Raw genomic sequence first — 24,047 nt, 5'->3', positions numbered from 1 at the left:
GTCAAAGCCGGTCCAGCGCCCTGTCGAGCCAGCCAAGAAAGCCGGGCAAATCAGTCGCTACTGGATCGAGTTGCTGCGTTTGCGTTTCGGCCATTCGATCCTTTGCACGCGGTGGCAGGTAACGGTTGACGGGGCGGGTGCCCTGCTCGGGCATAAGCTCGATGCCACCACGTTCCCGCGTCAGTCGCGACACATTGCTGTCGGGGTCCGCAAAATCGCCGAAGTGGCGCGCGCCGGCGGGGCATGTCCGGACACATGCGGGTTCGCGATCTTCTTCAGGCAAGTTCTCGTTATAGATCCGGTCAACGCAGAGGGTGCATTTCTTCATCACCTTCTCGGCCCCGTCCATTTCACGCGCGCCGTATGGACAGGCCCAGGCGCAGAGGCCGCATCCGATACAGTCGGTTTCGTTGACGAGCACGATACCGTCCTCGACCCGTTTGTAGCTGGCGCCCGTCGGGCAGACAGTCACGCAGGGCGCGTCTTCGCAATGCAGGCAGGACTTGGGGAAATGGATCAGCTGGGCCGGTCCGCCATCAGGCTGAACCTCGTAGGAATGCACGCGATTGAGGAACGTTCCGGTTGGTTCTGCGCCATAGGCATCCTGATCCGAAAGCGGTGCGCCGTAGTTCTCGGTGTTCCAGCCTTTACAGGATATCACGCAGGCATGGCAACCGACGCAGGTGTCGAGGTCGATGACCAGCCCCAGTTTGCGGGTGGTTTCGCCGGGAAGTTCGGTCATCGCGCGCAAACTCTCGAAACGCCCAAGAAAATTGAAATTTTCTTGGCAAATTTTTTGGAAAAATTTGGGGATCTGGTCACGAAACCTTCCATTCTTACTGGTCCGCCGAATAGTGGATCGGTGGAAAAACCGGCTGGCTTTGGCCGGGAGGGGGCACCTTCTCGATCCGGACACGCAGGTCGAACCACGCCGCCTGTCCTGTCACCGGATCTGAGTTCGACCAGCGCAGCCCATCGCCTTTTGGCGGCAGCAGCTCGGATATCAGATGGTTGAGCAGAAAGCCTTTTCTGGCCTCGGGCGCGTCGGGGTCCAGGGCCCACGCCCCCTTGCGTTTGCCAATGGCATTCCACGTCCAGACCGTATTCGAATTCAGCGCAGCCATTTCCATGACCGGCACGATGATCTCGCCATGTGCCGAACTGACCCGCGCCCAGTCGCCGTCCTGCAACCCTTTTTCCCGCATCAGCTTGCTTGGCACATAAAGCGGGTTGTGCCCGTGAAGCTGCCGCAGCCAGGCGTTCTGGCTGCCCCAGCTGTGATACATTGCCATCGGGCGCTGCGTCAGCGCATGGATGTCAAAGCTTCCCTCCGCATCTTCACCATCGCTGTACCAGATCGGCAGTGGATCGAGTTTTATCTTGATCCGGTCGCGCAGCGCCTCGGGGGGCTGGCGATCTCCGTGACCTTCGGCGGCAAGCTGGAACCGGCGCAGGGGTTCGACGTAAAGCTGGAACAGATAGGGCTGGGGCTTGTCGTAGAAACCCGTCTCGACAGCCCAGTCCTGATAGGCCGAGTTCCACGGTTTGTAATAAGCGCATTCCTCGGGGATGTGCTTGATCCAGAATCCGCCGTTTTCAATATATCTGTCGATCTGGTCTGGCGGGGCCTCGCCGCGCCCCGCGCCGTCGCCCACTCGCCAGCCGGCCAGCGGACCAATCCCGGGGCGGCGTTCATGCGAGACGATGTAATCCGCGTAATCTGCGTATTTCTGGCTCCCGTCCGCGTCCACGAATCCCGGCAGGCCAAGACGCGCGCCCAGATCGCAGAGAACCGACTGAAACCCGCGCACGTCCCGGTCAGGTTCAACGACGGGCCAGCGGATGGCATCGGCGGCGGCATCGGCCTCGCAGATCGGCCTGTCGAGCAGGGAAATGCAGTCATGCCGTTCAAGATAGGTCGTGTCGGGCAGGATGAGGTCGGCATAGGCCACCATTTCCGAGCTATAGGCATCCGAATAGATGATCCGGGGAATGACATATTCGCCATCTTCACCCTTGTCCGTCAGCATCTCCATGACGCCGCCGGTGTTCATGGAGGAATTCCACGACATGTTCGCCATGTAGAGAAACAGCGTGTCGATCTTGTAGGGATCGCCGGCATGGGCATTGGAAATGACCATATGCATCAGCCCGTGCGCCGACATGGGGTTTTCCCACGTAAAGGCCTTGTCGATACGCGCCGGCGTGCCATCGGGTTTCAGCGCAAGGTCATCCGGCCCTTGAACAAATCCAAGGTGCGGGCCGTCCAGCGGACCCCCGGGCGTTACGTTGCAATGGGGCTTGGGATGGGCATCGGCAGGTTTCGGATAGGGCGGTTTGAAGCGGAAACCGCCCGGCGTTTCGACCGAGCCGAGAATGATCTGCAACACATGCAGCGCACGGCAGGTCTGAAACCCATTGGAATGCGCAGAGATACCGCGCATGGCGTGAAAACTGACCGGACGTCCGATCATGCTGCGATGGTTTTCGCCCCGGAAATCGGTCCATTCGCGGTCAAGCTCGATAGCTTCGTCAAAGGCGACGCGGGCAAGTTCCGCCGCGATGCTCCGGATCCTGGCTGCGCTGATGCCGCAGCGGTCGGCCACGCTCTCTGGCGCGTATTCCGGGGACAGGTAGCGTTCGGCCATCCGGTGGAAAACTGTCCGATGGGTGATGTCTTTCTGATCGTAACTGGCCGAGAGATCGGGGCGTACGCCCGGCCGGTCGAAGGGCACCAGCTCTTTTGACATGCGGTCGATGACCAGCGGTTTGCCGTCCTCATTGCGCAGGAACAGGCCGAATTCGGCCGAGCCCGGGTCAGAGTTCAACAGTACCGGCGCGTTTGTATAGCGCGACAGGTAGTCGAGGTCGATTTTACCCGCTGCCATCAGCACATGGATAAGCGACAGGATGAACAGGCCATCGGTGCCGGGTGTGATGCCGACCCATTCGTCGGCGATCGCGTTGTAACCCGTTCGGATCGGATTGACCCCGATCACCTTAGCGCCGCGCGCCTTGATCTTGCCCAGCCCCATCTTGATCGGATTACTGTCGTGATCCTCGGCCACACCAAAAAGCATGAAGAGCTTGGTGTGATCCCAATCTGGCTGCCCGAATTCCCAGAACGCGCCGCCCATGGTGTAAATCCCGGCGGTGGCCATGTTGACGGAACAGAACCCGCCATGCGCCGCGTAGTTTGGCGTTCCGAAATTCTGCGCCCAGAAGCTGGTAAAGGATTGCGACTGGTCACGTCCGGTAAAAAAGGCCAGCTTTTCCGGTGCATCTGCGCGAAGCGGTGCCATCCATTCGGTGGCTATCTCGAGCGCTTCGTCCCAGCTGATCTCTTTGAATTCGCCCGATCCGCGCGGCCCGACCCGTTTGAGAGGCGCGCGCAGCCGCGAGGGCGCGGTATGCTGCATTATCCCGGCCGACCCCTTGGCACAAAGCACGCCCTTGTTCACGGGGTGATCACGGTTGCCTTCGATGTAAGAGACCTTGCCCGATTTCATGTGGACATTGATCCCGCAGCGACAGGCGCACATGTAACAGGTGGTTTTGCGGATCTCGTCGGAAACCCGGGGTGACGTATCAAGCTTGGGTTGGTGTAAGGCCATTCAGTCCCGGGCGCGTCTAGGTATTTGTTCTGCTATTCAGGTCGTTGGTAAAACCCTGTCCCCGATGGGGCGTAAAAAATGGAACAAAGTCAACAGTTGCTGCGTGAACCCCGGCTTTGGCACCGGGGTTCGGCATGTATGACGGATGTCATACAGGTATCATACGGTTTGTGTACGCATGTCAGCCGGGTCGATTCCGGCCACCGAGACCGGCTTTTTCATCGCGTCACGGCGGAACGGTTCTCCGAGTTCCTGATTGATCAGCGCTTCGATAAGGGTGGTGGTGCCATTCTGCATCTGGTCGGTGATCGCTTGGTTCAGCGCCTCGGTCAGACCCTCCATCGTCTTCGCCTGAACGCCTTTCAGACCGCAGGCCTGAGCGATGCCGGCATAGGAAACGCCGTCGGACAATTCTGTGCCGACAAAGTTGTCGTCATACCACAGGGTCGAGTTCCGCTTTTCCGCGCCCCACTGGTAATTGCGGAAAACGATCATGGTGATCGGCGGCCATTCCTTGCGGGCAATGGCGGTCAGTTCCGTCACCGCGATGCCAAAAGCACCGTCACCGGCAAAGCCGACAACCGGCACATCCGGGCAGCCGATCTTGGCGCCTATGATCGCGGGCAGGCCATAGCCGCAGGGACCGAACAGGCCCGGTGCTAGGTATTTGCGGCCTTCCTCGAAAGACGGATAGGCGTTGCCGATGGCGCAGTTGTTGCCGATATCCGAAGAAATGATGGCCTCACGCGGCAGGGCGCTCTGAATTGCGCGCCATGCCATGCGCGGGCTCATCCAATCGGGCTTGGCCGTGCGGGCGCGTTCGTTCCATGTGGTGCCCGGATCGTCATCTTCGTGATCCATTGAGGAAAGCTGCTGCGCCCATGCGGATTTGGCTTGCGCGATCTTCGCCTGACGGTCGTCGCGGCCTTCGTCACCTGCGCTATCGGAGAGGCGCGACAGGATGCCCTGCGCGACTTTCTTGGCGTCGCCGACGATGCCGACCGACACCTTCTTGGTCAGACCAATGCGGTCGGGATTGATGTCGACCTGAATGATCTTTGCGTCCTTGGGCCAGTAATCCATCCCATAGCCCGGCAGCGTCGAGAACGGGTTCAGGCGTGTGCCGAGGCACAGCACAACATCTGCATCCTTGATCAGCTCCATCCCGGCCTTGGACCCGTTGTAACCCAGCGGACCTGCGAAAAGCGGATGCGATCCGGGGAAGGCGTCGTTGTGCTGGTAGCCGACACAGACCGGTGCGGTGAGACGCTCGGCCAGTTTCATCGTGTCGGGGATCGCACCGGCAAGAACGACACCGGCACCGTTGAGGATGACCGGATTCTTGGCAGCGCTCAGCATCGCGGCGGCATCGTCCAGCGCCTTTTCGCCGCCGGACGGGCGTTCGAATTCGACGACTTCGGGGATCTCGATGTCGATCACTTGCGTCCAGTAATCACGAGGCAGGTTGATCTGAGCCGGGGCCGAGGCGCGCTTTGCCTGCAGGATCACGCGGTTCAGCACTTCGGCGACGCGGGACGGGTCACGGACCTCTTCCTGATAGGCCACCATATCCTCGAACAGTTTCATCTGCTCGACTTCTTGGAACCCGCCCTGACCGAGGGTCTTGTTAGCGGCCTGCGGTGTGACCAGTAGCAGCGGCGTATGGTTCCAGTACGCGGTTTTCACGGCAGTGACGAAGTTGGTGATCCCGGGGCCGTTCTGCGCGATCATCATGCTCATCTTGCCGGAGGCGCGGGTATAGCCATCGGCCATCATGCCGCCGGAACCTTCGTGTGCACAGTCCCAGAAGGTGATGCCAGCCTTTGGGAAAAGGTCGGAGATCGGCATGAAAGCCGATCCGATGATGCCAAAAGCGTGTTCGATTCCATGCCTTTGCAATGTTTTTACAAAGGCTTCTTCTGTTGTCATCTTCATCGGGGGTGCCTCGTTTGGGGGCGGATCGCCCCGTTTGCGTTTGTGCGGACAGTACCGGATTGCAGGCTTTCGCAGTTAGGGCCAGTTGGGTGTGGCAGTTAGGTCCACATCGCTGTTTCGCCCGTGCCACTACTATAGATTTGAACGAAGCATGGCAAAGACGCTGGCAGGATGGCCTTTCGGAAAGGCTCCGACAAACGCATCCGGCGGTGGGTCAGGCCGTCGGTTCGTATTTTTCCAGCCCTTCGCGGATCAGGCGCACGCCATCGTCGATCCGGTCGATATGGATTGACGAATACCCCAGCCGGTAGAAATTCGCGGGGCCCGCCTTGGCAGAAAAGAAGGGAGCGCCTGGTTCGATAAGCACGGCTTTCCGGCGCAACTGATTGGCCAGCATTTCGGTATCCACATGGGCCGGCGCCTGCATCCACAGAGCCGAGCCACCGTAACCGCCGTTGCCGGAAATGGTAAGACCATGACGCACCACCGAGTCCTCAAGCTGTTTACGGCGCGCATGCAGGGCCTTGGACATCCGCCTGATCTGGGCGTCGTAATGTCCCAGCGACAGAAAATAGGCGGCGGTGCGCTGCACGTGCCCCGGCGGGTGACGAAGCACCGAGGCGCGGAGGGCGCGGGCTTCGCGGATGAAGGGTTCCGATCCGACCAGATAACCAAGCCGAAGACCTGGAAACAGCGATTTGGAAAAAGAGCCGACGTAGATCACGCGCCCGTCGCGATCCATCGATTTAAGCGCGGGGGAGGGGGCGCCGAGAAAGGACAGTTCAAATTCATAATCATCCTCGATTATGAGGGCGTTCAGCGCGCTGGCCTTTTCAAGCAAGGCCTTGCGTCGGGCCATCGGCATCGTGGCTGTGGTCGGGGACTGATGGCTCGGCGTTGAGAATATAATGTCCGTGTCGGCCGGAATGGCATCTGGCGGCAGGCCATCGGCATCGACGCGCACCGGCGAAATGGCGCAGCGGGTATGGGCAAGGACGTCCCTGAGTGCGTGATAACCGGGATCTTCGATCGCGGCCCGGCGGCGGCTGTTGAGCAGAACCTGCGCGGTGAGCCAGAGCGCGTTCTGGGCACCCATGGTGATCAGCACCTCGGACGGGCGCGCGGTGATGCCGCGACGCGGCAGCGTGTGGCGCGAGATGAACTCCACGAGAAGCGGGTCGTCACGGTCGTAGTAGTCGGAGGTAAGGGAGGAAAAATCCTTGGCCCCGAGAGCGCGCATGGCGCTGAGCCGCCAGTTCGCATGGTCGAAAAGTGTGGGGTCTACCTGTCCGTAAATGAAAGGATAGCGGTAGTTTTCCCAATCCGAAGGTTTGACCGGTGTATCGCCGCCGGTAAACGTGCGGGTGATCGCCCGGGCCCAATCCACCCGGTCCTCCGAAGCGGGGCGGGGGTCATAGACCGGGGGCACCGGTGCGTTGTCGGAAACGAAATAGCCGGAGCGGCCACGGGAACTCAGGTAGTCGTTGGCCAGCAATTCGGTATAGGCAAGGGTGACAGTAATCCGGCTAACCCCGAGGTGCGCGGCGAGGCTGCGCGAGGAGGGGAGTTTTTCACCACGGTGGAACCGGCCCGAAAGGATGCCCTGCGCGATCATTTGCTGGATCTGCGCTTGGAGCGTACCTTGCCCGTCTGCCGCGAGGAAAAAAGTTTCGACCGATATTGCCATGTATTGGCAATAAGCTGGTCTTAAGGCGGGTGCAATCTGGACTTAGAGGTGCGCCAGACTTGCTGGTTGCAAAAAAAAGCCCCGGCACGCATGCCGGGGCCAATTTTCCGAAGGAAAATTCCCAAGAAAATTGAATTTTCTTGTTAGCCGAAAACCTTGGTCAGCGCGGAATCGACGGCCGAGGTGATCTCGTCGATATTGTCGGCGCTGGCGATCAGGGCCGGTGAGAAGCACAGGCAGTTGTTCTTGCCGGGAACGGAGCGGTTCGAGGCGCCGATCACAACGCCCTGCGCCATGCAGTCGCCCGTTACCGCTGCGATCTGTGCCTCGGTCACCGGTTCCTTGCTCTCGCGGTCCGAGACGAGTTCGAGCCCGCAGAACAGGCCCTTGCCGCGCACGTCACCGATGACCTGGTGCTTGTCTTTCAGCGCGTGAAGGTTGCCCATCAGCCGTTCCCCCATTGCAACCGTGTTGTCGAGCAGGTTTTCGTCCTCGATGATGCGCATGTTTTCAAGCGCTGCGGCCGGTCCGGAGGTGCAGCCGCCGAAGGTCGAGATGTCCCGGAAGTAGTTCAGTTTGTCCGAGGGATCGTCCTTGAACATCTCGAATACTTTCTCGGTTGTCACGAGACAGGCAATGGCGGCATAGCCCGACGCCACACCCTTGGCCATGGTGACCATGTCCGGTTCGATGCCGTATTGCTGGTAGCCGAACCATGTACCTGTCCGCCCGACGCCGCAGACGACCTCGTCGATATGCAGCAGGATATCGTACTTGCGACAGATTTCCTGGACCTTCTGCCAGTAGCCTTCCGGCGGCGTGATGACGCCACCGCCCGCCGTTACCGGCTCGAGGCAGAGCGCACCCACAGTATCCGGTCCTTCCCGCAGGATGACCGCTTCGATCTGTTCCGCTGCCCATTCGCCGTAGTTCTCGACCGGAGCACCATCCTGTTCGTGGCGACGGTATTCGAGGCAATGCGGCACCCGGACGAAACCCGGGGTGAATGGGCCGTACTGCATTCCGCGTTCGTCCTGACCACCTGCGGACAGGCAGGCGATGGTCGTACCGTGGTAGTCGCGGTCGCGGTACAGAATCTTGTGTTTCTTGCCGCCGTATTTCTTGTGCGCGATCTGGCGCACCATCTTGAAGGCTTTCTCGTTCGCCTCGGACCCGCTGTTCATGTAATAGACGCGGGATAGACCCGGCATCTTGGAGATCAGCTTTTCGGCGTAGATCGCGCCTGGAATGGAGCCGGCAGATCCGGCGAAATAGTTCAGCTTGATCAGCTGGTCGCGCACGGCATTGGCGATAGACTCGCGGCCATAGCCGACGTTGACGGTCCAGACGCCGCCGGAAACCGCATCGAGATGTTTCTTACCGTGCTGGTCCCAGACATGGATGCCCTTGCCTTCTACGATGATGCGGGGGTCGGAGGTCTCATAGGGTTTGTGCTGGCTTAGGTGGTGCCAGACATGGGCCTTGTCGGCCTCTACAACATGAGAAATATCGTTCTCGCTGAATGCGCCATCCATGACGGGCCCTTTCGAATGCGGTGAAAACACAGGAAAAACGGGCAGACTCGCTACCCTCGTTTCATTACCGACAACAGCGCGAATTCTTTGCAGATTATAGGGCCAATTCAGCATCAGCCATAAGTCCAGAATGGGCTGTGAAGTGCTGTTCTTCGTAAGTCGAGATGATTTAACTATACGATTTTAATAACAAAAACCGATTCTTCGCCCGTATTCCTGACGACCTCTTTTGCTGATTTGGGGTGAGAGCTGTCACAAAAAATGTTGATCGGCTGCTTCTTTTCGGTTCGGGTTATCGGAAGGGACGCACCCGGAAGGGCGCATTTCGGAAAATTTGATCCGGCTGTGCAGCGGCCGGACAATGTAACAAGCCGCACAAGCGGCGGAATAGGGAGAAAAACATGAAAACGAAACTTAGACTGCTGGGCGCGGCAGCGTCGCTTGCCTTTGCCGCCGGACCTGCGCTGGCGGATATCACGGTCGGCTACTTCCTCGAATGGCCGATGCCATTCCAATACGCGAAGGCCACCGGCATGTATGACGAAGCGCTGGGCGAGACGGTCAACTGGGTGAGCTTTGATGCAGGCACCGCCATGAGCGCGGCGATGGCTTCGGGCGACGTGCAAATCAGTGTCAGCCAGGGCGTACCGCCTTTCGTCGTCGCGGCGAGCGCCGGGCAGGACCTTCAGGTGCTCGACGTTGCGGTCAGCTACTCGGATAACGACAACTGCGTCGTGGCCAGCGCTCTTGAAATCGACAAGAACAGCGCAGGGGAGCTGGAAGGCAAAAAGGTTGCTGTTCCGCTGGGAACCGCGGCACATTACGGGTTTCTCAAGCAGATGGACCATTTCGGGGTTCCGCTCGACAGCCTTGAGATCGTCGACATGGCGCCGCCGGATGGCGCGGCTGCCTTCGCGCAGGGCGCGGTCGACATGGCCTGCGGTTGGGGCGGTTCGCTGCGCCGCATGAAAGAGCATGGCAACGTGTTGCTGACCGGTGCAGAGAAAGAAGAGCTTGGCATTCTTGTGTTTGACGTCACCTCGGCCCCGGCCGGTTGGGTTGCCGAAAACAGCGATGTTGCCGCGAAGTTCCTCAAGGTCACGGCTGAAGCCAACGCGATGTGGGCCGATGAGGCTAACCACGCCGAAATGCTTCCCGTGATCGCCAAGGACGCGGGCATGGACGAAGAGGCGACGATGGAGACCATCTCGACCTTTGTCTTCCCGACGGTCGATGACCAGCTCAAAGCCAAGTGGCTTGGTGGCGGTGCGCAGGAGTTCATGAAGGGCGTGGCGCAGGTCTTTGTCGAAGCGGGCAGCATCGATGCGGCCAAGGACTCTTACGAAAACGCTGTCAACACGGGGCCGCTTCAGGCCGCGCATGGCATGTGATTGAAACGGATCGGGCGGCCGTTGTGCTGCCCGGTCCATTTCTCATCGGGCTCGGCCGAGGGCCATCACGACAATCTGGAAATTTGAAAGTGGGGCCTCATGTCAGGGTTGGCTATCGACAATATATCCATGCGCTTTGACCTGCCCAACGGGACGTCGGTTCAGGCGCTGAAGAACGTATCGCTTGATCTCAAGGCAGGAGAGCTGCTGAGCGTTCTGGGTCCATCCGGCTGTGGTAAGACAACCTTGCTCAACATCGTTGCCGGATTTCTGGCGCCAACGGACGGGCGCATCGTGCTGAACGGACACGAGGTCAAGGGCCCAGATGCAGAGCGTGGCATGGTCTTTCAGCAGGGTGCGCTGTTCGAGTGGATGAGCGTGCGTGAAAATGTCGGGTTCGGTCCCTCAATGAAAGGCATGGCCAAGGCCGAAAAGGACAAGATCGTGAACCACCTGCTGGACGTGGTTGGCCTTGGGGCTTTCAAGGAAAAGGCGGTTTACGAGTTGTCTGGCGGGATGCAGCAGCGTGTCGCCTTGGCGCGGTGCCTCGCCAACGATCCGGACGTGATCCTGATGGACGAACCGCTTGGCGCGCTGGACGCGCTGACGCGGGAAAAGATGCAGAGCCTCGTGCTCAAGCTTTGGAAAGAAACCGGCAAGACGATCATCCTGATAACCCACTCGGTCGAAGAGGCGCTGCTGCTGGGGGAGCGCCTGCTGGTCATGGCACCGCGGCCCGGTCGCATTCACAAGGATTATCGCCTGCCTTTCGCGGAACTTGGTGTCAATCAGGACCTGCGGGAGGTCAAGAAACACCCCGAGTTCGCGGTAAAGCGTGAAGAGATCCTTGGGATGATCTGGGACATGGAAGAGGAAATCATGGGCCGCACGGAGGCTAGCGCATGATCGTCCTACTTCTCTACGTCTTCATCTTTGTCGTGGCCTTTTTCCTCGTGACAAAGGTGATCGCCAAGGCGACGACGCGCGATTTCACGTCGCTCAAGACGGTTACTTTCGGCGATGAAAGCGCGGTGCGTCCGAACCGGGCGGCTTCGGTCATTTCGATCCTGACGCTGTTCCTGCTTTGGGGCATGTTCACCGGCTCGACCCTTCTGCCGAAATTCCTGCATGCGCCGGGCCCGTTCGAGGGGTTGGCAACATTCGAATACACAGCAGAAGCACCCGGTCAGGGCAGCGATACGGCAACCGTCAGCGTGATGGTTCACCCGATCGATCAGAGCGTTGACGCCCCCGAAGTAGATCCGGGCGAAGGCTGGGCCAAGAATGACAGTGCAACCGTCGGCGTCTGGCGCAGCGGATTGATCCGCGTCGATGGCAATGACGAATTTGGCCGCGATGAAGGTGCCGAAGTCGTCGCCGTGAACGGACAACCGATAAGACCCGGCGGCGAGGTCATCACCGATTTCGGGCGCATCGGCATGAGCCCCAAGGGAACCCTCAATTTCGAGCCGAACAAGGGCTGGCAGATGGAGCCGATCTGGCTCCCTGCGCCCGAAGCGGTCGTTGCGCGGGTCGTCGAGATCGCCAGCGACGGTTTCCGGGGGTCGACGCTCTGGGAACACCTTGGCTATTCGCTGTTTCGCGTCATTGTCGGTTTCCTGTGCGGGGCAATCGTCGGCATCCCCCTCGGCTATGCGATGGGACTGTCTGACTGGTTCCGGGGCTGGTTCGATCCGATCGTGGAATTCATGCGCCCCGTACCTCCGCTGGCGCTTATTCCGCTGGTCATCATCTGGGCGGGCATCGGCGAGGTCGGCAAGATCATCCTGCTGTTCCTCGCGGCCTTGTGGATCATGGCAATTGCTGCGCGGTCGGGCGTGTCGGGTGTGCGGATCTCCAAGGTTCACGCTGCCTATTCGCTCGGCGCGAGCAAATGGCAGATCATGCGTTATGTCATCATCCCGAACTCGCTGCCCGACATCTTTACAGGTGCCCGTGTCGCAATGGGGGTCTGCTGGGGAACGGTCGTGGCTGCAGAACTCGTTGCCGCCGAAAAGGGCGCGGGTATGATGATCATGGTCGCGTCGAAGTTCCAGAACACGGATATCGTGATCATGGGGATCATCCTGATCGGTATTATCGGTTTTGGCATAGATATGCTGATGCGCTGGGCGGAACGTCTCTTGGTACCGTGGAAGGGCAAGGGCTAATCCACCTCTGATCCGGCGAGGGGCGCGCCCTGCGCAGGTGCGCGCCATTTCTTATTGCCGCCGGTGGCTGGGCGATTGATCCCGTTCAGCTTTCCCGCTCTTAGCCCATCTGCCCCCTCAGGCGGATGGTCACGTTTTATCAACAAGCCTGCTTTTTAATGCCGGGGAATCTGACGGCGAAAAAGGGGTCTGCTGATTTGCGTCATAAGGCAAACGATCCAAGGGTAGATGGTGTTGGCATCACCCCGTACCAGCAGGGGGTGGCCAATGTGGCCAAGTTCAGGTTTGGCGCCGTAATCGTTATGGTTGTCGCCGCGATCGCGATGGTTGTGGTGTCTCTCAAAATTGAGCGGTTGATCGACAAACAGTTTCGGGAAAGCGTGCGCGCACAGGCTTTTGACGAGGTGTTCAAACGGCGGCATGAAGTTAAAGCAACAACCCTTGACATGTTCCTGACATTGCAACGCTTGACCATGCACGTGCTGGATGGGAACAGTCAGTGGGCTTCTCATTTTCAACGCTATGCTGAAAAGGAACTAAGTGAAAATATTTATCTGACCGCGGTTATCGCCTCGCCTTTTTCGGGTTTCGAAGCGGCGTACCCACCCGGCGCCGATGCGCTATTACCCACCGGTCAGATGAATAACCTTTTTGAACCGTACGAATCTGATCCAGAATATCTAGCCGGCAAGCTCGGGATTCTTGCCGGTCCTGTTACGGCGACCGACGGGCGTGAGGTTTTACTGCTAAGGCATCGCGTCGTGCCGCATCCTCTGGAACCTGGCAATGCGGCGTGGGGCGTTACGACGGTCGCGGTCGACGTCGAGCGCTTTTTCTCGAGCGTTGGACTGAAAGAATTGTCCGAGGCGTTTGATGTTCTCATATTGAAAGAGGCGGCTGCAACCGAGGGGAACACCGTCATTTACGGCAATGCGTCCTTGGATTGGGGGGCTGCGCTGAGTTTTGCGTTCGAGTTTCCGAACGGCAGCTGGCAATTTCTCGCCAAGCCGAAATCGGGATGGCCAAAGCATTCACCGGACTGGTTGCGCAACCGGGCAATCATGTTTGCCGTCACGCTACTTGTCGTGATTATCCTGGCTTACGTCCTGCGTCTTTCCGAATCCCGTTATCTGGCCGAAGCCCGCCTGAATAACGCGATCCGCGCGATGGAAAATGGTATGGCCATTTTCGACAGCCAAGGGCGGTTGCACAAATGCAATGCCACTTTCGCTGGTTTCTATAGCGGCGCGCTGGATGTGATCCGCCCCGGAGCATCTGCACGGGAATTTGCCGAAGCCATTGCCAGACGTGGAATCGTTGTCGATGCCATCGGTCGCGAAGAAGACTGGATCGCAGAGCACGGCGCTGCTCGCCAGCGCAGCGACAGTTTCATCTGCACAGACAAAATGAGCAACGGAAGAGTTCTGCGTGTCTCGGATCACCGGATGGAAGATGGCGGGATGGTGTGCATTCGTACAGATGTCACGGAACTCGAAGAGGCGGTTTCGGAGGCCCAGGCCGCCAACCTGGCCAAAACTCAGTTTATAAACGCGCTGTCGCATGAACTCCGGACACCGCTGACCGTCATCCTCGGACTTGCGGGGATCGCGAAATTGACCGACCGGATGCCGGTTGTGCAGGCCTTGAAAAAATCGCTCGAGGAAACCGGCGCATCCAGCACTGTGCGAGAGAAGGTCGATGAAGTCATCGCCCATTTTTCGAAATTGGTCATCCAGCAGGAAAAGTCGGGCCAGCACTTGTTGGGCCTTATCAACGAGATGCTGGATTTCGCCAAGATCGAATCCGGCACATTCGTCGTCGAATGCGCGGAAACGTCAGTAAGCGAGATCGTTGAACCGCTGGAGGCCCAGCTGGAAATCGAAGTCGAACGGAAAGGGCTGGCATTCGAGGTCGACTGCGATAACGGTACCGTTTACGCGGATGCATTCCGGACGCGACAGATCCTCTACAATCTGATCGGGAACGCTCTCAAGTTCACGGACAAGGGGAAAATCGTTCTGTCTACCGAAAGGAATGATCAATACGTCATGTTTCATGTGCGAGATACGGGTACTGGGATCGCGTTGGATGATGTCGGCAGGATATTCGAAGCATTCCGCCAAGTGGATTCGTCGGTAACCCGCCGTCGCGGCGGGACCGGGCTTGGACTTGCGATTTCACGTGAACTTGCCTCGGCCCAAGGAGGCACGATATCCGTTGACAGCGAACTCGGTGTAGGCAGCACGTTTACCCTCTGTCTTTTGGCGACCGCGCCCAGTTCACTTGAGCGGGAAGGTGACACCCAGGGTGCAGATCGGGGACAGGCAGCGTAAACTATCCAAGAAAAAAAACGGTTGTGATGCGTCTCTATTAGAAATGATAGAAAGACGATCCCTCAGGGTAAATCGCGATTCTGTATCAGCAGTTTTCGGCTAGTTGGTGGCTGAGGCGGAGCGATAAGAAAAATTGATTTGAAAAGCTGTGGGTTTGATGGACTAACCTATTCGCTCCCGCTCATTGCTACAGGAAACTTCGAGCAAAAATAAAGATCAGAGCCTGCGTATGTTAAGCTGCTGGCAGTTCAGATGTCCGTTATGCATGTATAACGGTTCTTATGAACCAGTGTAATTTCCATTGAATTGCCGGCCGCCGCGACGAAGGCATCATGATCTTGGTTAATTAATTACCGTTCAAACCTTGGCGATTTCGCGGCGCTCCGGGCGCGTGTAGGCTTTTTTCGTTCTAATGCGGCAGGGCGTTTTGCCTTCGCAGTTATGTAGTGCTCGCGCGGATCGTGTAGAGTTTGAGACAGCCGAAGGTCGCCGGCCAGGCGGCTTTTCGCGTTGGCATTGAGCTGTGCCAAATCAGTTCTGTTTGATGGTTTCCCCGAAGGACTGAACGGCGGCTTTATCGTAGCAATAGTTTTTGTCTCTCACAGACGGTTCTAATTTTGCTGACGCAACATCTTCCGGCGAATGAAAAGAGTGGTGAACTAAACCTGGGGAGAATTTTTGTGTTGTTCGATCGCGAACCCTTTTTGTTTACTAAGACGACGACGAAAGAATTGCCCGGAAGAAGATCCGCGCAGCCGGTACTGCTTTACTTGCCGATCAGATGCAAAGCTGCCTCAAAACAGGTCCGAAGGCGGGCACGAACCTCCGAGATTACGGATCGGACAACCACGTCGATGTCAGAACACGTCGACGCATGTCATGCCTCTCAACCTACCGTTAATGAAATTCTCAACGGATGAGCCTTTCGAGATTTTTGTGTGCTCGTTTTCGGACAGTGCTGAATCAACGGAGGAAGTTGTCACGCAGAAGCGAGACGACCTCACGTGCGCGACCGTCCAGAACAGCCTTAATTCCGAAAAGCGCGGTCGAGGCGACCTGTCCGGTTTCGACTTTTGGTGGCATGACCAGCTCCATCCGGTTGACCCTTACGTCGAGAATGGCCGGTCCGTCGGTGGCCAACCACTGTGTCATGGCTCCTTCCAGATCGTCTGCACTTTCGACCCGGATGCCTTTCAGCCCGCAAACTTCGGCCAGTCTGGCGAAGTCGGGGTTTTCCAGCCCGGTATAGCTGTCAAGCAGGCCTTCGACCCGTTGCTCCATTTCGACGAACCCGAGGGAGCCATTGTTATATATCAAAATTTTTATCGGCAGTTTCTCTTGCTTGAGCGTCAGGAGATCGCCCATCAGCATTGTCAGGCCGCCGTCGCCACACATTGAGATGACTTGACGCTCTGGGTAAGCTGCGACGGCGCCCATGGCCTGGGGATAGGCATTGGCCATCGTGCCGTGCAGCAGGCTGGTCAGGAAACGCCTGTCGCCGTTCGCCGTGAGATGCCGCAGCAGCCAGACCATGGGCGATCCGCCATCTGCGGTGAAAATTGCGTCTTGTGCGGCAAGGCGGTCGAGAGTTTGAGTGACGAACTGCGGATGAATGAGGGAAGGATCGCTTTCCTTGGCTTCGTCTTCATATCCATCAAGGTCTTTCTTCCACTGCAGTCGCGTGGCTTCCAGATGCTTTGTGTCGTCATTCCGGTCCAATCGGTCGATCAATGCCGCGACGGTCGGTCCTATGTCGCCGACCAGCCCCATTCCGACCGGCGACCGGCGCCCGATATGCGCGGGATCCCGATCAATCTGGATGATTTTGTCCTGTCCGGGATAGAATTGTGTGTAAGCAAAGTCCGTGCCCAGGCAGAGCATCACGTCGGCACCGTCTACGGCCTCGACCCCGGCCTTGTTACCCAGAATGCCAATCATGCCAACATTGTAAGCATTGCCGGGTTCGATGAATTCCTTTGATCGACTGGTATGGGCGATTGGGGCGGCGAGTTTTTCGGCGAGTGCCAAAAGCTGGGGCATCGCGTCGCGCGCGCCGATCCCGGCGTAGAGAGTGACAGTGTCCGCCGAATTGAGCCGTTCCGCAAGCGCATCGAGTTCATCGTCTGCCGGGATCAGCCGAGATCTGGGACGGTGCACTGACCAAGGCAGTTCGTCTTGCGTATCCTCTTCGAACATGTCGCCATTGACGATGACGACCGCTACGCCCCCCTTCGTCAGCGCCGCCTGAGCAGCTTGCACAGTGATGCGCCGCGCTTGGTCGGGGTGCGAAATGTATTCGCAGAAAACGCTGTGCTGTTCATAGATCTTTCGCTGGTCGACCTCTTGCGGAAACCCGAGACCGGCCTCTGTGCGCGCTACGTCCGACGCGATGAGAACAACCGGCGCGCCGTTCCGGTGGCTTTCGAATATTCCGTTGACGAAATGAAGCGATCCCGGTCCGCAGGTGCCAGCACAGACAGCCAGTTCACCTGTAAAGTAGGCCTCTCCGCCAGCGGCTAGGCCTCCCACCTCTTCGTGTCGCACATGGATCCAACGCAGATCGGACTGGCGCACTACGTCGGTGAAGTGATTAATCGTGTCACCAACGATTCCCCAGCAGCGACGCGCGCCTGCCTTCACAAGTGCATCCACGACGACATTCGCAACTTTAGCCATGTCAAGTATCCTTTCAGATGAAATCGCTTACTTGGCTCGCGCTTTCGCGAGATCGAGGGCAGGGCGGAAACTGGTCGCCTGTGCCGCGCGCCAGAAATCGGCATAAGCAGTGTCCTCTGGCGCCTCTAAAAGTGCGCCTTCGGCAAGGAAGGGATGGACCTGATCCATTGGCAACGCCTTTTCGGGTCCATTGCGGTGCATCAAATGGTGTGGCTCCAGGTCGCCGGGATGCTCCAGACCGGCTGACGCGACAATTTCCATCAAGGTATCAACGGTCTTTTCCTGAAAACGGGCTGATCGTTCGCCCTGTACCTCTGGCACCAGTCCCCGTTGACGGGTGGGATCCTGCGCGGTGACACCGGTCGGGCAGGTGCCAAGGTGGCAGCGTTGCGCCTGGATGCAGCCGATTGAGAACATGAACGCGCGTGCTGCGTTGCACCAGTCCGCCCCCTGAGCGATGTTGCGCGCCAAACCCATGCCGGAATAGACCTTGCCGCTTGCCGCCAGCCGAATCTGGGATTTGACGCCTGCCCCAACCAGCGCATTTCGCATGAGGATCAAGCCTTCGGATAATGGCATTCCGACCCAGTCGGACAGTTCCAGCGGGGCGGCGCCGGTGCCGCCCTCTCCCCCATCCACGACGATGAAATCCGGATAGATCTCCGTTTCGAGGATTGCCTTCATGATCGCGAAAGGCTCGTGCGGCTGGCCGATGCTCAGCTTCAGACCCACAGGTTTTCCACCGGACAAGTCGCGCATCCGGGCGGCGAATTCCAGCATCTCGATTGGCGTTGAAAATGCTGAGTGGCCGCGTGGCGACAGGCAGTCTTCATGCGCAGGCACCTGCCGGATCTTGGCGATTTCCTCGGTCACCTTGGCGGCAGGCAGAAGGCCGCCGTGGCCCGGTTTTGCGCCTTGGCTGAGCTTGATCTCGGTCATCTTGACCTCGTCACGCTGCGCGGTGTCCTTGAATGTCTCCGGGTCGAATTTGCCGTCTTTGTCACGAGCACCAAAATAGCCGGACCCGAGTTCCCAGACGAGATCGCCGCCGTGTTCCAGATGATAGGGCGAAAGTCCTCCTTCGCCTGTGTCGTGGAAGTAACCGCCTTTTTTAGCCCCCAAATTCAGAGCGCGCACGGCATTGGCGGAAAGCGCGCCAAAGCTCATGGCGGAAATGTTCAGAACGGATGCCGAATAGGGCTTGGCGCATTGATCGGACCCTACATCGACACGAGGCGACTTGATCGGGTTCTCGGTGGGCGCGATGGAATGCCCTACCCAGTGATACGTATCCTCATCAGTGTTGCGCTCGGTGCCGAAGGGCTGGGTGTCGGTGATGCCTTCCGCACGGGCATGAACAAGGCGACGCGCCGCCAGGGAATATGGCGTGCCGCCAAGATCGTCTTCTACGATGTAGCTGTAGAGATAGGGTTTCAGATCGTAAAAGATCCATCGGATCCTGCCAGCTACGGGATAATTTCTCGTGATTGCCCAACGAGACTGGAACGCATCAAACAGCCCGAGCAATACGATGGCGGCCATGAGCAACGCGACCCAGAACCATCCATAGACGATGGCAACAATGAGCAGGATTACCGCTGTTATCGGCACCACAGCCCGCTTGGACAGATCGAGAAGGCTGGCGAAAAACTTTTTCAATTTTTCATTCTTTCGATTTTATATTCTGAAAAACGTCGGTGATACGGTGCAGGTTCCGCGCCGGACCTTACGCCAGAGTTTCCGGTTCCTTACATATTCTTCAGAAGCAGAATGGCGTTGTCGTCCAACGCGCCCAGGCCGCTCTTCATTCAAAGAACCCTGTGCCGATAATTTGGGGCCGTTGCGATGTCAGTGGCGCTAGAGGCTGCGCTGCGTTGAACGTTTTGTGAGTGCGATGCGGAAGATAGCGACCTCCGAGTCCGACAGACCATAGCAGTGTCCCGGCGCAAGTCAGTTTCTTCTCCACCCTCCCGATCCAGACATGGCTGACGTCATTTAAGACGACTTTCGCCAGATGTATCAGCTCGGGTGCGGTGGGATGCCGCCGGAAAGCTATTCGGGCCGGGCTTGACTGGATTGATAGCATAACTTGCTACAATCTGACTAACGCAGTCATCCTCTCATAAAGGACGGATTTCCTGTTTTAGCTGAACGGCCCGGCAAACCTGTCGCAGATGTAAGGTTGCCGAAAAGATGGCGCCGGAGAGCAGCCCTAGATTTCCTTCAACGACACGATACGCCGGCTGAAAGGAACAGATGAAATGCCTTCTAACGAACTGAATGCCCTGGTGCTGCAAGGAGGCGGAGCGCTGGGAGCCTATCAGGCAGGAGCGTTCTCTGCTCTCAATGAGGCCGGTTTTTCATTTGATTGGCTGGCCGGTATTTCGATCGGTGCAGTCAATGCCGCATTAATCTGCGGAAACCGCGAAAAGGACCGAATTCCAGCGCTTGAAGCCTTTTGGAACAAGATCACCTCGAACCTGACGATGTCGGCACCATTCTGGACAAAGTCCGGTCGCCGCGCCTTTTCAGAGCTGGCGGCAGCCGAGATAGCGCTCGCGGGCGCGCCGGGCTTTTTCCGACCGCGCATGCCTGCCGCGTTCTGGCCTTACCTCACCGAGCCTGCCTTGAGTTTCTATGATACCGCGCCTCTCGCCGCGACGCTGGGCGAACTTGTCGATTTCGACCTCATTAATGACGGCGGCCCCCGGCTTTGCGTTGGCGCCACCGACGTGGAGACCGGGAACTTTGTCTATTTCGACAGCCGCCACACCCGGATCAACGCGAGACATATTCTGGCCAGTGGCGCCCTGCCGCCGGGTTTTCCAGCTGTCGAGATTGATGGACGCTACTATTGGGACGGCGGTCTCGTGTCAAATACTCCGCTGCAATACGTCATGGAACTGGCCGAGGGCGATCAGCCGCTCTGTGTGTTCCAGATTGATCTCTTCAATGCGAAGAGCGCGCTTCCGAAGGACGTCTTGGAGGTTCAGCAGCGCGAGATGGATATTCGCTATTCGAGCCGGACACGCCTCACGACGGATCGTTATCGAGATCTGCATGCGCTGCGCACCGCCGCCGAACGACTTGCCAAAAAACTGCCGGATGGGCTGAAAGGCGACCCGGATCTGGCCGTTCTGCGCAAGGCCGGACCATCCTGCCCTGTCACTCTCGTGCATCTGATCCATCGCAAGCAAGGTTTCGAGGGCAGCGCGAAGGATTATGAGTTTTCCCGACAGTCGATGTCCGATCACTGGGCCGCCGGCCGCGAGGATGTCACGCATACCCTGTCGGCCGAGGCATGGACCTCCCGTAGTCCGGGCGCGGACGGCCTGCAAATCTTCGATCTTGGAAAATGCGATTAACAGAGGGTTATCCCATGAAAATGTCTGATCTCGTCACAACCGCCTTTGCGATGCCAGTCACCAGCCCGTCTTATCCCAAGGGCCCTTATCGCTTCGTCAATCGCGAATTTCTGACGATCATATATCGAACCGACATGGAGGCACTGCGACTGGTCGTGCCGGAGCCGCTGGAGATTCCAGAGCCGCTGGTGAAATACGAATTCATCCGCATGCCCGATAGCACCGGCTTTGGCGACTACACCGAAAGCGGTCAGATTATCCCCGTTACGCTCGATGGCGTCGCTGGAGGGTATATCCACTCGATGTTTCTGAACGACGACGCGCCGATTGCCGGAGGGCGCGAGATCTGGGGTTTTCCCAAGAAGTTCGCCGACCCCTCACTTCGGGTAGAAAAGGATACGCTGGTCGGCACATTGGACGTCGGCTCGGTTCAGGTTGCCACAGGCACAATGGGTTACAAACATCACAAGCTCGACCACGACAAGGTGCTGAAAGGGTTTGAGGCGCCGAACTTCATGTTGAAGGTCATACCTCATGTCGATTGCACGCCGCGGATTTGCGAGCTCGTCCGATACTATACGACGGACGTGACACTCATGGGTGAGTGGGAAGGCCCGGCGGGGCTCGAGCTGCATCAGCACGCGCTGGCGCCGGTGTCTGATCTGCCGGTTCGCGAGGTCGTCTCGGCCGTCCATCTGATGACCGACCTCACGCTTGGGCTGGGCGAAGTCGTCCACGATTATCTCCAGCCAAAAGGATGACCGATCATGCAGCCTGCAGGACAATCCGCCTCAACGGCGCAAGTATCCCGCCACAACCTTCCGACACGGCTGGTCCATGCGGGACTGGCGCTTGCGGTCGTAGTGCAGCTTGCAACCAGCCTAGTCTTGCGCCCGGCTGAGAATGGCAGTGACGGTAATCTCTGGTTCGGGGTCCACGAAATTTGCGGACTGATCGCCTTTGCCCTGATCCTGCTGTTCTGGATCGTTCTGACGGTTCGCAAGCACGACACCCCTGCGGGTCTGCTATTTCCATGGTTTTCGCCCGTACGTCTTTCTGCGCTGTGGTCGGACGTAAAGCGCCACGGCAACGCACTCTTCCGTCTGCGCCTGCCTGCGCATGATGACGAAAGCCCGCTGGCCAGTGCCGTGCATGGGCTGGGAATTGTGCTCATCACCGCAATGGCGGTCACGGGCACGGCTTACTATGCCATCGGGGGCGCAAACCCGGATGCTGGTGGATTGGTCGGGGCCGCAGTGTTCATTCACCGGGCGCTCTCGAACCTCGTCTGGGCTTACCTGATCGGCCACGTCGGCATGGCCATCCTCCATCACTTTTTCACCGACTTCAATCTGCGCGGAATGTGGTCCTTTCACGCCGCGCCCAACAAGGAACCTATGAAATGAATCTCAAGAACAAAGTTTGCATCATCACCGGCGCGGCCAGCGGTATTGGCCACGGCATCGCCAAACGCTTTGTGGCCGACGGCGCCAAGGTCGTTATCGCCGATCTGAAGCTTGACGCCGCGCAGAAGGCTGCGGACGAGTTGACTGCCCAAGGTCCGGGCGAGGCTATGGCTGTCGAAATGAACGTCACCGACGAGACTCAGGTCAATGACGGCGTCGCCAAGGTCGTCGAGACATGGGGCAAGATCGACGTGCTGGTATCCAATGCCGGGGTGCAGATCGTGCATCCGCTCGAGAACTTCCCCTTCGACGACTGGAAGAAACTCCTGTCAATCCACCTCGACGGCGCCTTCCTGACTTCAAAGGCCGTATTGCCGCACATGTACAAGGCCGGTTCGGGCTCAATCATCTTTATGGGCTCTGTCCATTCCAAAGAAGCGAGCGCTCTGAAATCAGCCTATGTGACAGCAAAGCACGGTCTGCTGGGCCTTGCCCGCGTCATTTCGAAAGAAGGCGCCGAGCATGGTGTCCGCGCCAACGTGATCTGTCCCGGTTTCGTGAAGACGCCGCTGGTGGAAAAACAGATCCCGGAACAGGCGCGCGATCTCGGCATCTCGGAAGAGGAAGTCGTCAATAAGGTCATGCTGGGCGAAACCGTCGATCAGGATTTCACCACGATCGAGGACGTCGCCGAGGTGGCGCATGTCTTTGCAGCCTTCCCCACAAATGCGCTTACCGGCCAGTCGCTGGTGGTCAGCCATGGCTGGTACATGAACTGACTTTTGCACCAAAGGAGACATGGAATGGAAAAAAACCTTCACGATCGCCTGCATGCGCTGGGGCAAAAGATCGAAACCGCCGAAGCGCGGCTGCGGGCAGCTTCGCACCTGAAGAACCACGGGGCGCATCTGATGGCACAAGAATTGAGGGAGCGCTACAGGCACTTGCAAGAGCGTCTGAACGGCGAGGCTGCCGGTCACGACGCCCATGATGACCGCGTCGCGGACCTGGAACGTTCTGTGCATCAATGGGTCGACAGCTTCGATACCACGCACGTTGCCTCCAACTGATAAACACACATGCACTGAAAAGGTGACTGAATGTCCGAACTGATCGTCATCGGGTACGAGATACCCGAAAGGGCGGAAGAGGCCCGCGCAGACCTCATGACTATGGCCCGAGAGTATCTTGTCGATGTGGCCGACGCTGTTGTTGCCGTTGTGGACGAGGAAGGAAACGTCAAGCTCAACCAGATGGTCAACCTGTGGACCGCAGGGGCGGCCGGCGGCGCCTTTTGGGGCCTGCTTGTCGGAATGATTTTCTTCAATCCGCTGCTAGGTGCTGCTGTCGGTGCAGGGGCCGGAGCGCTGTCAGGCGCGTTAACCGATTACGGTATTAACGATGAGTTCATGAAAGACGTGGGTAGCGTCCTTCAACCGGGGCAGGCCGCGCTCTTCATGATGGTTCGCACCAATGCCTCGGACGGGGTCATCGAGCGGCTTGGCGAGCACGGTTGCCGAGTGCTGCGTACCAACCTCGACACCGATGCCGAAAACCATCTTAGGAAGGCTTTCGATGAAGCTCACAAGGCGGAGGTCGGCGCATCTGCGCCGGAACACGCATGACACAGGTTATTATCATCCAGCCTCTGCTGGCGCTGATCGCTGGCGTCTTGATCCTGCTGTTTCCGCGGCTTCTCAACTATGTGATCGCGGGCTATCTGATCCCATCAACGATGTGATCGGTGCCCAGGGTGTGGGATAACAGTCGGAAATTCATGCGCCGGACACAGATAGGCTAGAAGTCCCTGCCGCACGAGGAAGCGCGGCGCTTGAAACTTTTTGTGCAATGCTCCTCTACGCTCCGATTGCCAGACCTATGCTGGTCCGTACCTAGGCGCTTATAATCGGCAACCACTCTCTTTGAGCCCAGTG

General features: G+C 58.3%; 18 protein-coding genes. 11 read left to right on the top strand and 7 right to left on the bottom strand.

All coding sequences use genetic code 11. The features are described 5' to 3' along the window. Position 1: 1 nt before the first annotated feature. The 5 genes from ACU0FH_RS17430 to ACU0FH_RS17410 all read right to left on the bottom strand — a co-directional run bounded on the left by ACU0FH_RS17430 (position 2) and on the right by ACU0FH_RS17410 (position 8,771). The gene (locus tag ACU0FH_RS17430) at positions 2–742 is read right to left on the bottom strand and encodes a 4Fe-4S dicluster domain-containing protein (protein ID WP_446195948.1); all 741 of its coding nucleotides are present in this window, start codon (positions 740–742) and stop codon (positions 2–4) included. A gap of 94 nt (positions 743–836) precedes the next feature. Continuing rightward, positions 837–3,614 (bottom strand): molybdopterin oxidoreductase family protein, encoded by a 2,778-nt coding sequence (locus tag ACU0FH_RS17425; protein WP_446195947.1) that lies wholly within the window; start codon positions 3,612–3,614, stop codon positions 837–839. A 159-nt stretch (positions 3,615–3,773) separates the two neighbouring features. Then, complete coding sequence (gene xsc, locus ACU0FH_RS17420) at positions 3,774–5,549, bottom strand: sulfoacetaldehyde acetyltransferase (protein ID WP_446195946.1); 1,776 nt, start codon at positions 5,547–5,549, stop codon at positions 3,774–3,776. A 214-nt stretch (positions 5,550–5,763) separates the two neighbouring features. Next, positions 5,764–7,236, bottom strand: a complete 1,473-nt coding sequence (gene pdxR / locus ACU0FH_RS17415; RefSeq protein WP_446195945.1) for a MocR-like pyridoxine biosynthesis transcription factor PdxR — start codon at positions 7,234–7,236, stop codon at positions 5,764–5,766. 143 nt (positions 7,237–7,379) lie between these two features. Further along, on the bottom strand, positions 7,380–8,771 hold the full coding sequence (locus tag ACU0FH_RS17410) for an aminotransferase family protein (RefSeq protein ID WP_446195944.1): 1,392 nt from the start codon (positions 8,769–8,771) through the stop codon (positions 7,380–7,382). A gap of 401 nt (positions 8,772–9,172) precedes the next feature. Here ACU0FH_RS17410 and ACU0FH_RS17405 point away from each other — a divergent pair, with 401 nt between their 5' ends. The 4 genes from ACU0FH_RS17405 to ACU0FH_RS17390 all read left to right on the top strand — a co-directional run bounded on the left by ACU0FH_RS17405 (position 9,173) and on the right by ACU0FH_RS17390 (position 14,666). Then, positions 9,173–10,162 carry a taurine ABC transporter substrate-binding protein gene (locus ACU0FH_RS17405; protein ID WP_446195943.1) on the top strand — a complete coding sequence of 330 codons (990 nt, stop codon included), beginning with the start codon at positions 9,173–9,175 and terminating at the stop codon, positions 10,160–10,162. 99 nt (positions 10,163–10,261) lie between these two features. Continuing rightward, positions 10,262–11,068, top strand: a complete 807-nt coding sequence (locus tag ACU0FH_RS17400) for a taurine ABC transporter ATP-binding protein (protein WP_446195942.1) — start codon at positions 10,262–10,264, stop codon at positions 11,066–11,068. Then, the gene (locus tag ACU0FH_RS17395; protein ID WP_446195941.1) at positions 11,065–12,333 is read left to right on the top strand and encodes an ABC transporter permease; all 1,269 of its coding nucleotides are present in this window, start codon (positions 11,065–11,067) and stop codon (positions 12,331–12,333) included. The genes ACU0FH_RS17400 and ACU0FH_RS17395 overlap by 4 nt, the downstream gene beginning before the upstream one ends. 125 nt (positions 12,334–12,458) lie before the next feature. Continuing rightward, a complete protein-coding gene (locus ACU0FH_RS17390) occupies positions 12,459–14,666 on the top strand; it encodes a sensor histidine kinase (protein WP_446195940.1) in 2,208 nt (735 codons plus the stop codon). A 963-nt stretch (positions 14,667–15,629) separates the two neighbouring features. Here the strand turns inward: ACU0FH_RS17390 and ACU0FH_RS17385 are convergent. Together ACU0FH_RS17385 and ACU0FH_RS17380 are read right to left on the bottom strand one after the other, a co-directional pair. After that, on the bottom strand, positions 15,630–17,342 hold the full coding sequence (locus tag ACU0FH_RS17385; RefSeq protein WP_446195939.1) for a thiamine pyrophosphate-dependent enzyme: 1,713 nt from the start codon (positions 17,340–17,342) through the stop codon (positions 15,630–15,632). 27 nt (positions 17,343–17,369) lie between these two features. Beyond that, positions 17,370–19,001, bottom strand: coding sequence for an FMN-binding glutamate synthase family protein (locus ACU0FH_RS17380; protein ID WP_446195938.1), 1,632 nt, complete (start codon positions 18,999–19,001; stop codon positions 17,370–17,372). A gap of 602 nt (positions 19,002–19,603) precedes the next feature. Between ACU0FH_RS17380 and ACU0FH_RS17375 the strand changes: the two genes are divergently transcribed. From ACU0FH_RS17375 to ACU0FH_RS17345, 7 genes are read left to right on the top strand one after another with little or no spacing between them, the layout of a single operon-like run. Beyond that, the gene (locus ACU0FH_RS17375) at positions 19,604–20,707 is read left to right on the top strand and encodes a DUF3734 domain-containing protein (RefSeq protein ID WP_446195937.1); all 1,104 of its coding nucleotides are present in this window, start codon (positions 19,604–19,606) and stop codon (positions 20,705–20,707) included. A gap of 14 nt (positions 20,708–20,721) precedes the next feature. After that, entirely contained in the window at positions 20,722–21,468 is a 747-nt protein-coding gene (locus ACU0FH_RS17370; RefSeq protein WP_446195935.1) for an acetoacetate decarboxylase, read from the top strand. Positions 21,469–21,474: 6 nt separating this feature from the next. Then, positions 21,475–22,113 carry a cytochrome b/b6 domain-containing protein gene (locus ACU0FH_RS17365; RefSeq protein WP_446195933.1) on the top strand — a complete coding sequence of 213 codons (639 nt, stop codon included), beginning with the start codon at positions 21,475–21,477 and terminating at the stop codon, positions 22,111–22,113. Then, positions 22,110–22,892, top strand: a complete 783-nt coding sequence (locus ACU0FH_RS17360) for a 3-hydroxybutyrate dehydrogenase (protein WP_446195931.1) — start codon at positions 22,110–22,112, stop codon at positions 22,890–22,892. Before ACU0FH_RS17365 ends, ACU0FH_RS17360 begins: the two co-directional genes overlap by 4 nt. A gap of 24 nt (positions 22,893–22,916) precedes the next feature. Further along, a complete protein-coding gene (locus ACU0FH_RS17355) occupies positions 22,917–23,183 on the top strand; it encodes a 3-ketoacyl-ACP reductase (RefSeq protein WP_446195929.1) in 267 nt (88 codons plus the stop codon). Positions 23,184–23,213: 30 nt separating this feature from the next. After that, positions 23,214–23,738 (top strand): DUF1269 domain-containing protein, encoded by a 525-nt coding sequence (locus ACU0FH_RS17350; RefSeq protein ID WP_446195927.1) that lies wholly within the window; start codon positions 23,214–23,216, stop codon positions 23,736–23,738. Next, the gene (locus tag ACU0FH_RS17345; RefSeq protein WP_446195926.1) at positions 23,735–23,854 is read left to right on the top strand and encodes a DUF3096 domain-containing protein; all 120 of its coding nucleotides are present in this window, start codon (positions 23,735–23,737) and stop codon (positions 23,852–23,854) included. Before ACU0FH_RS17350 ends, ACU0FH_RS17345 begins: the two co-directional genes overlap by 4 nt. Positions 23,855–24,047 lie beyond the last annotated feature (193 nt).

Source organism: Heliomarina sp., from assembly GCF_052826185.1.
This window is presented reverse-complemented; position numbering and strand designations above follow the sequence as displayed.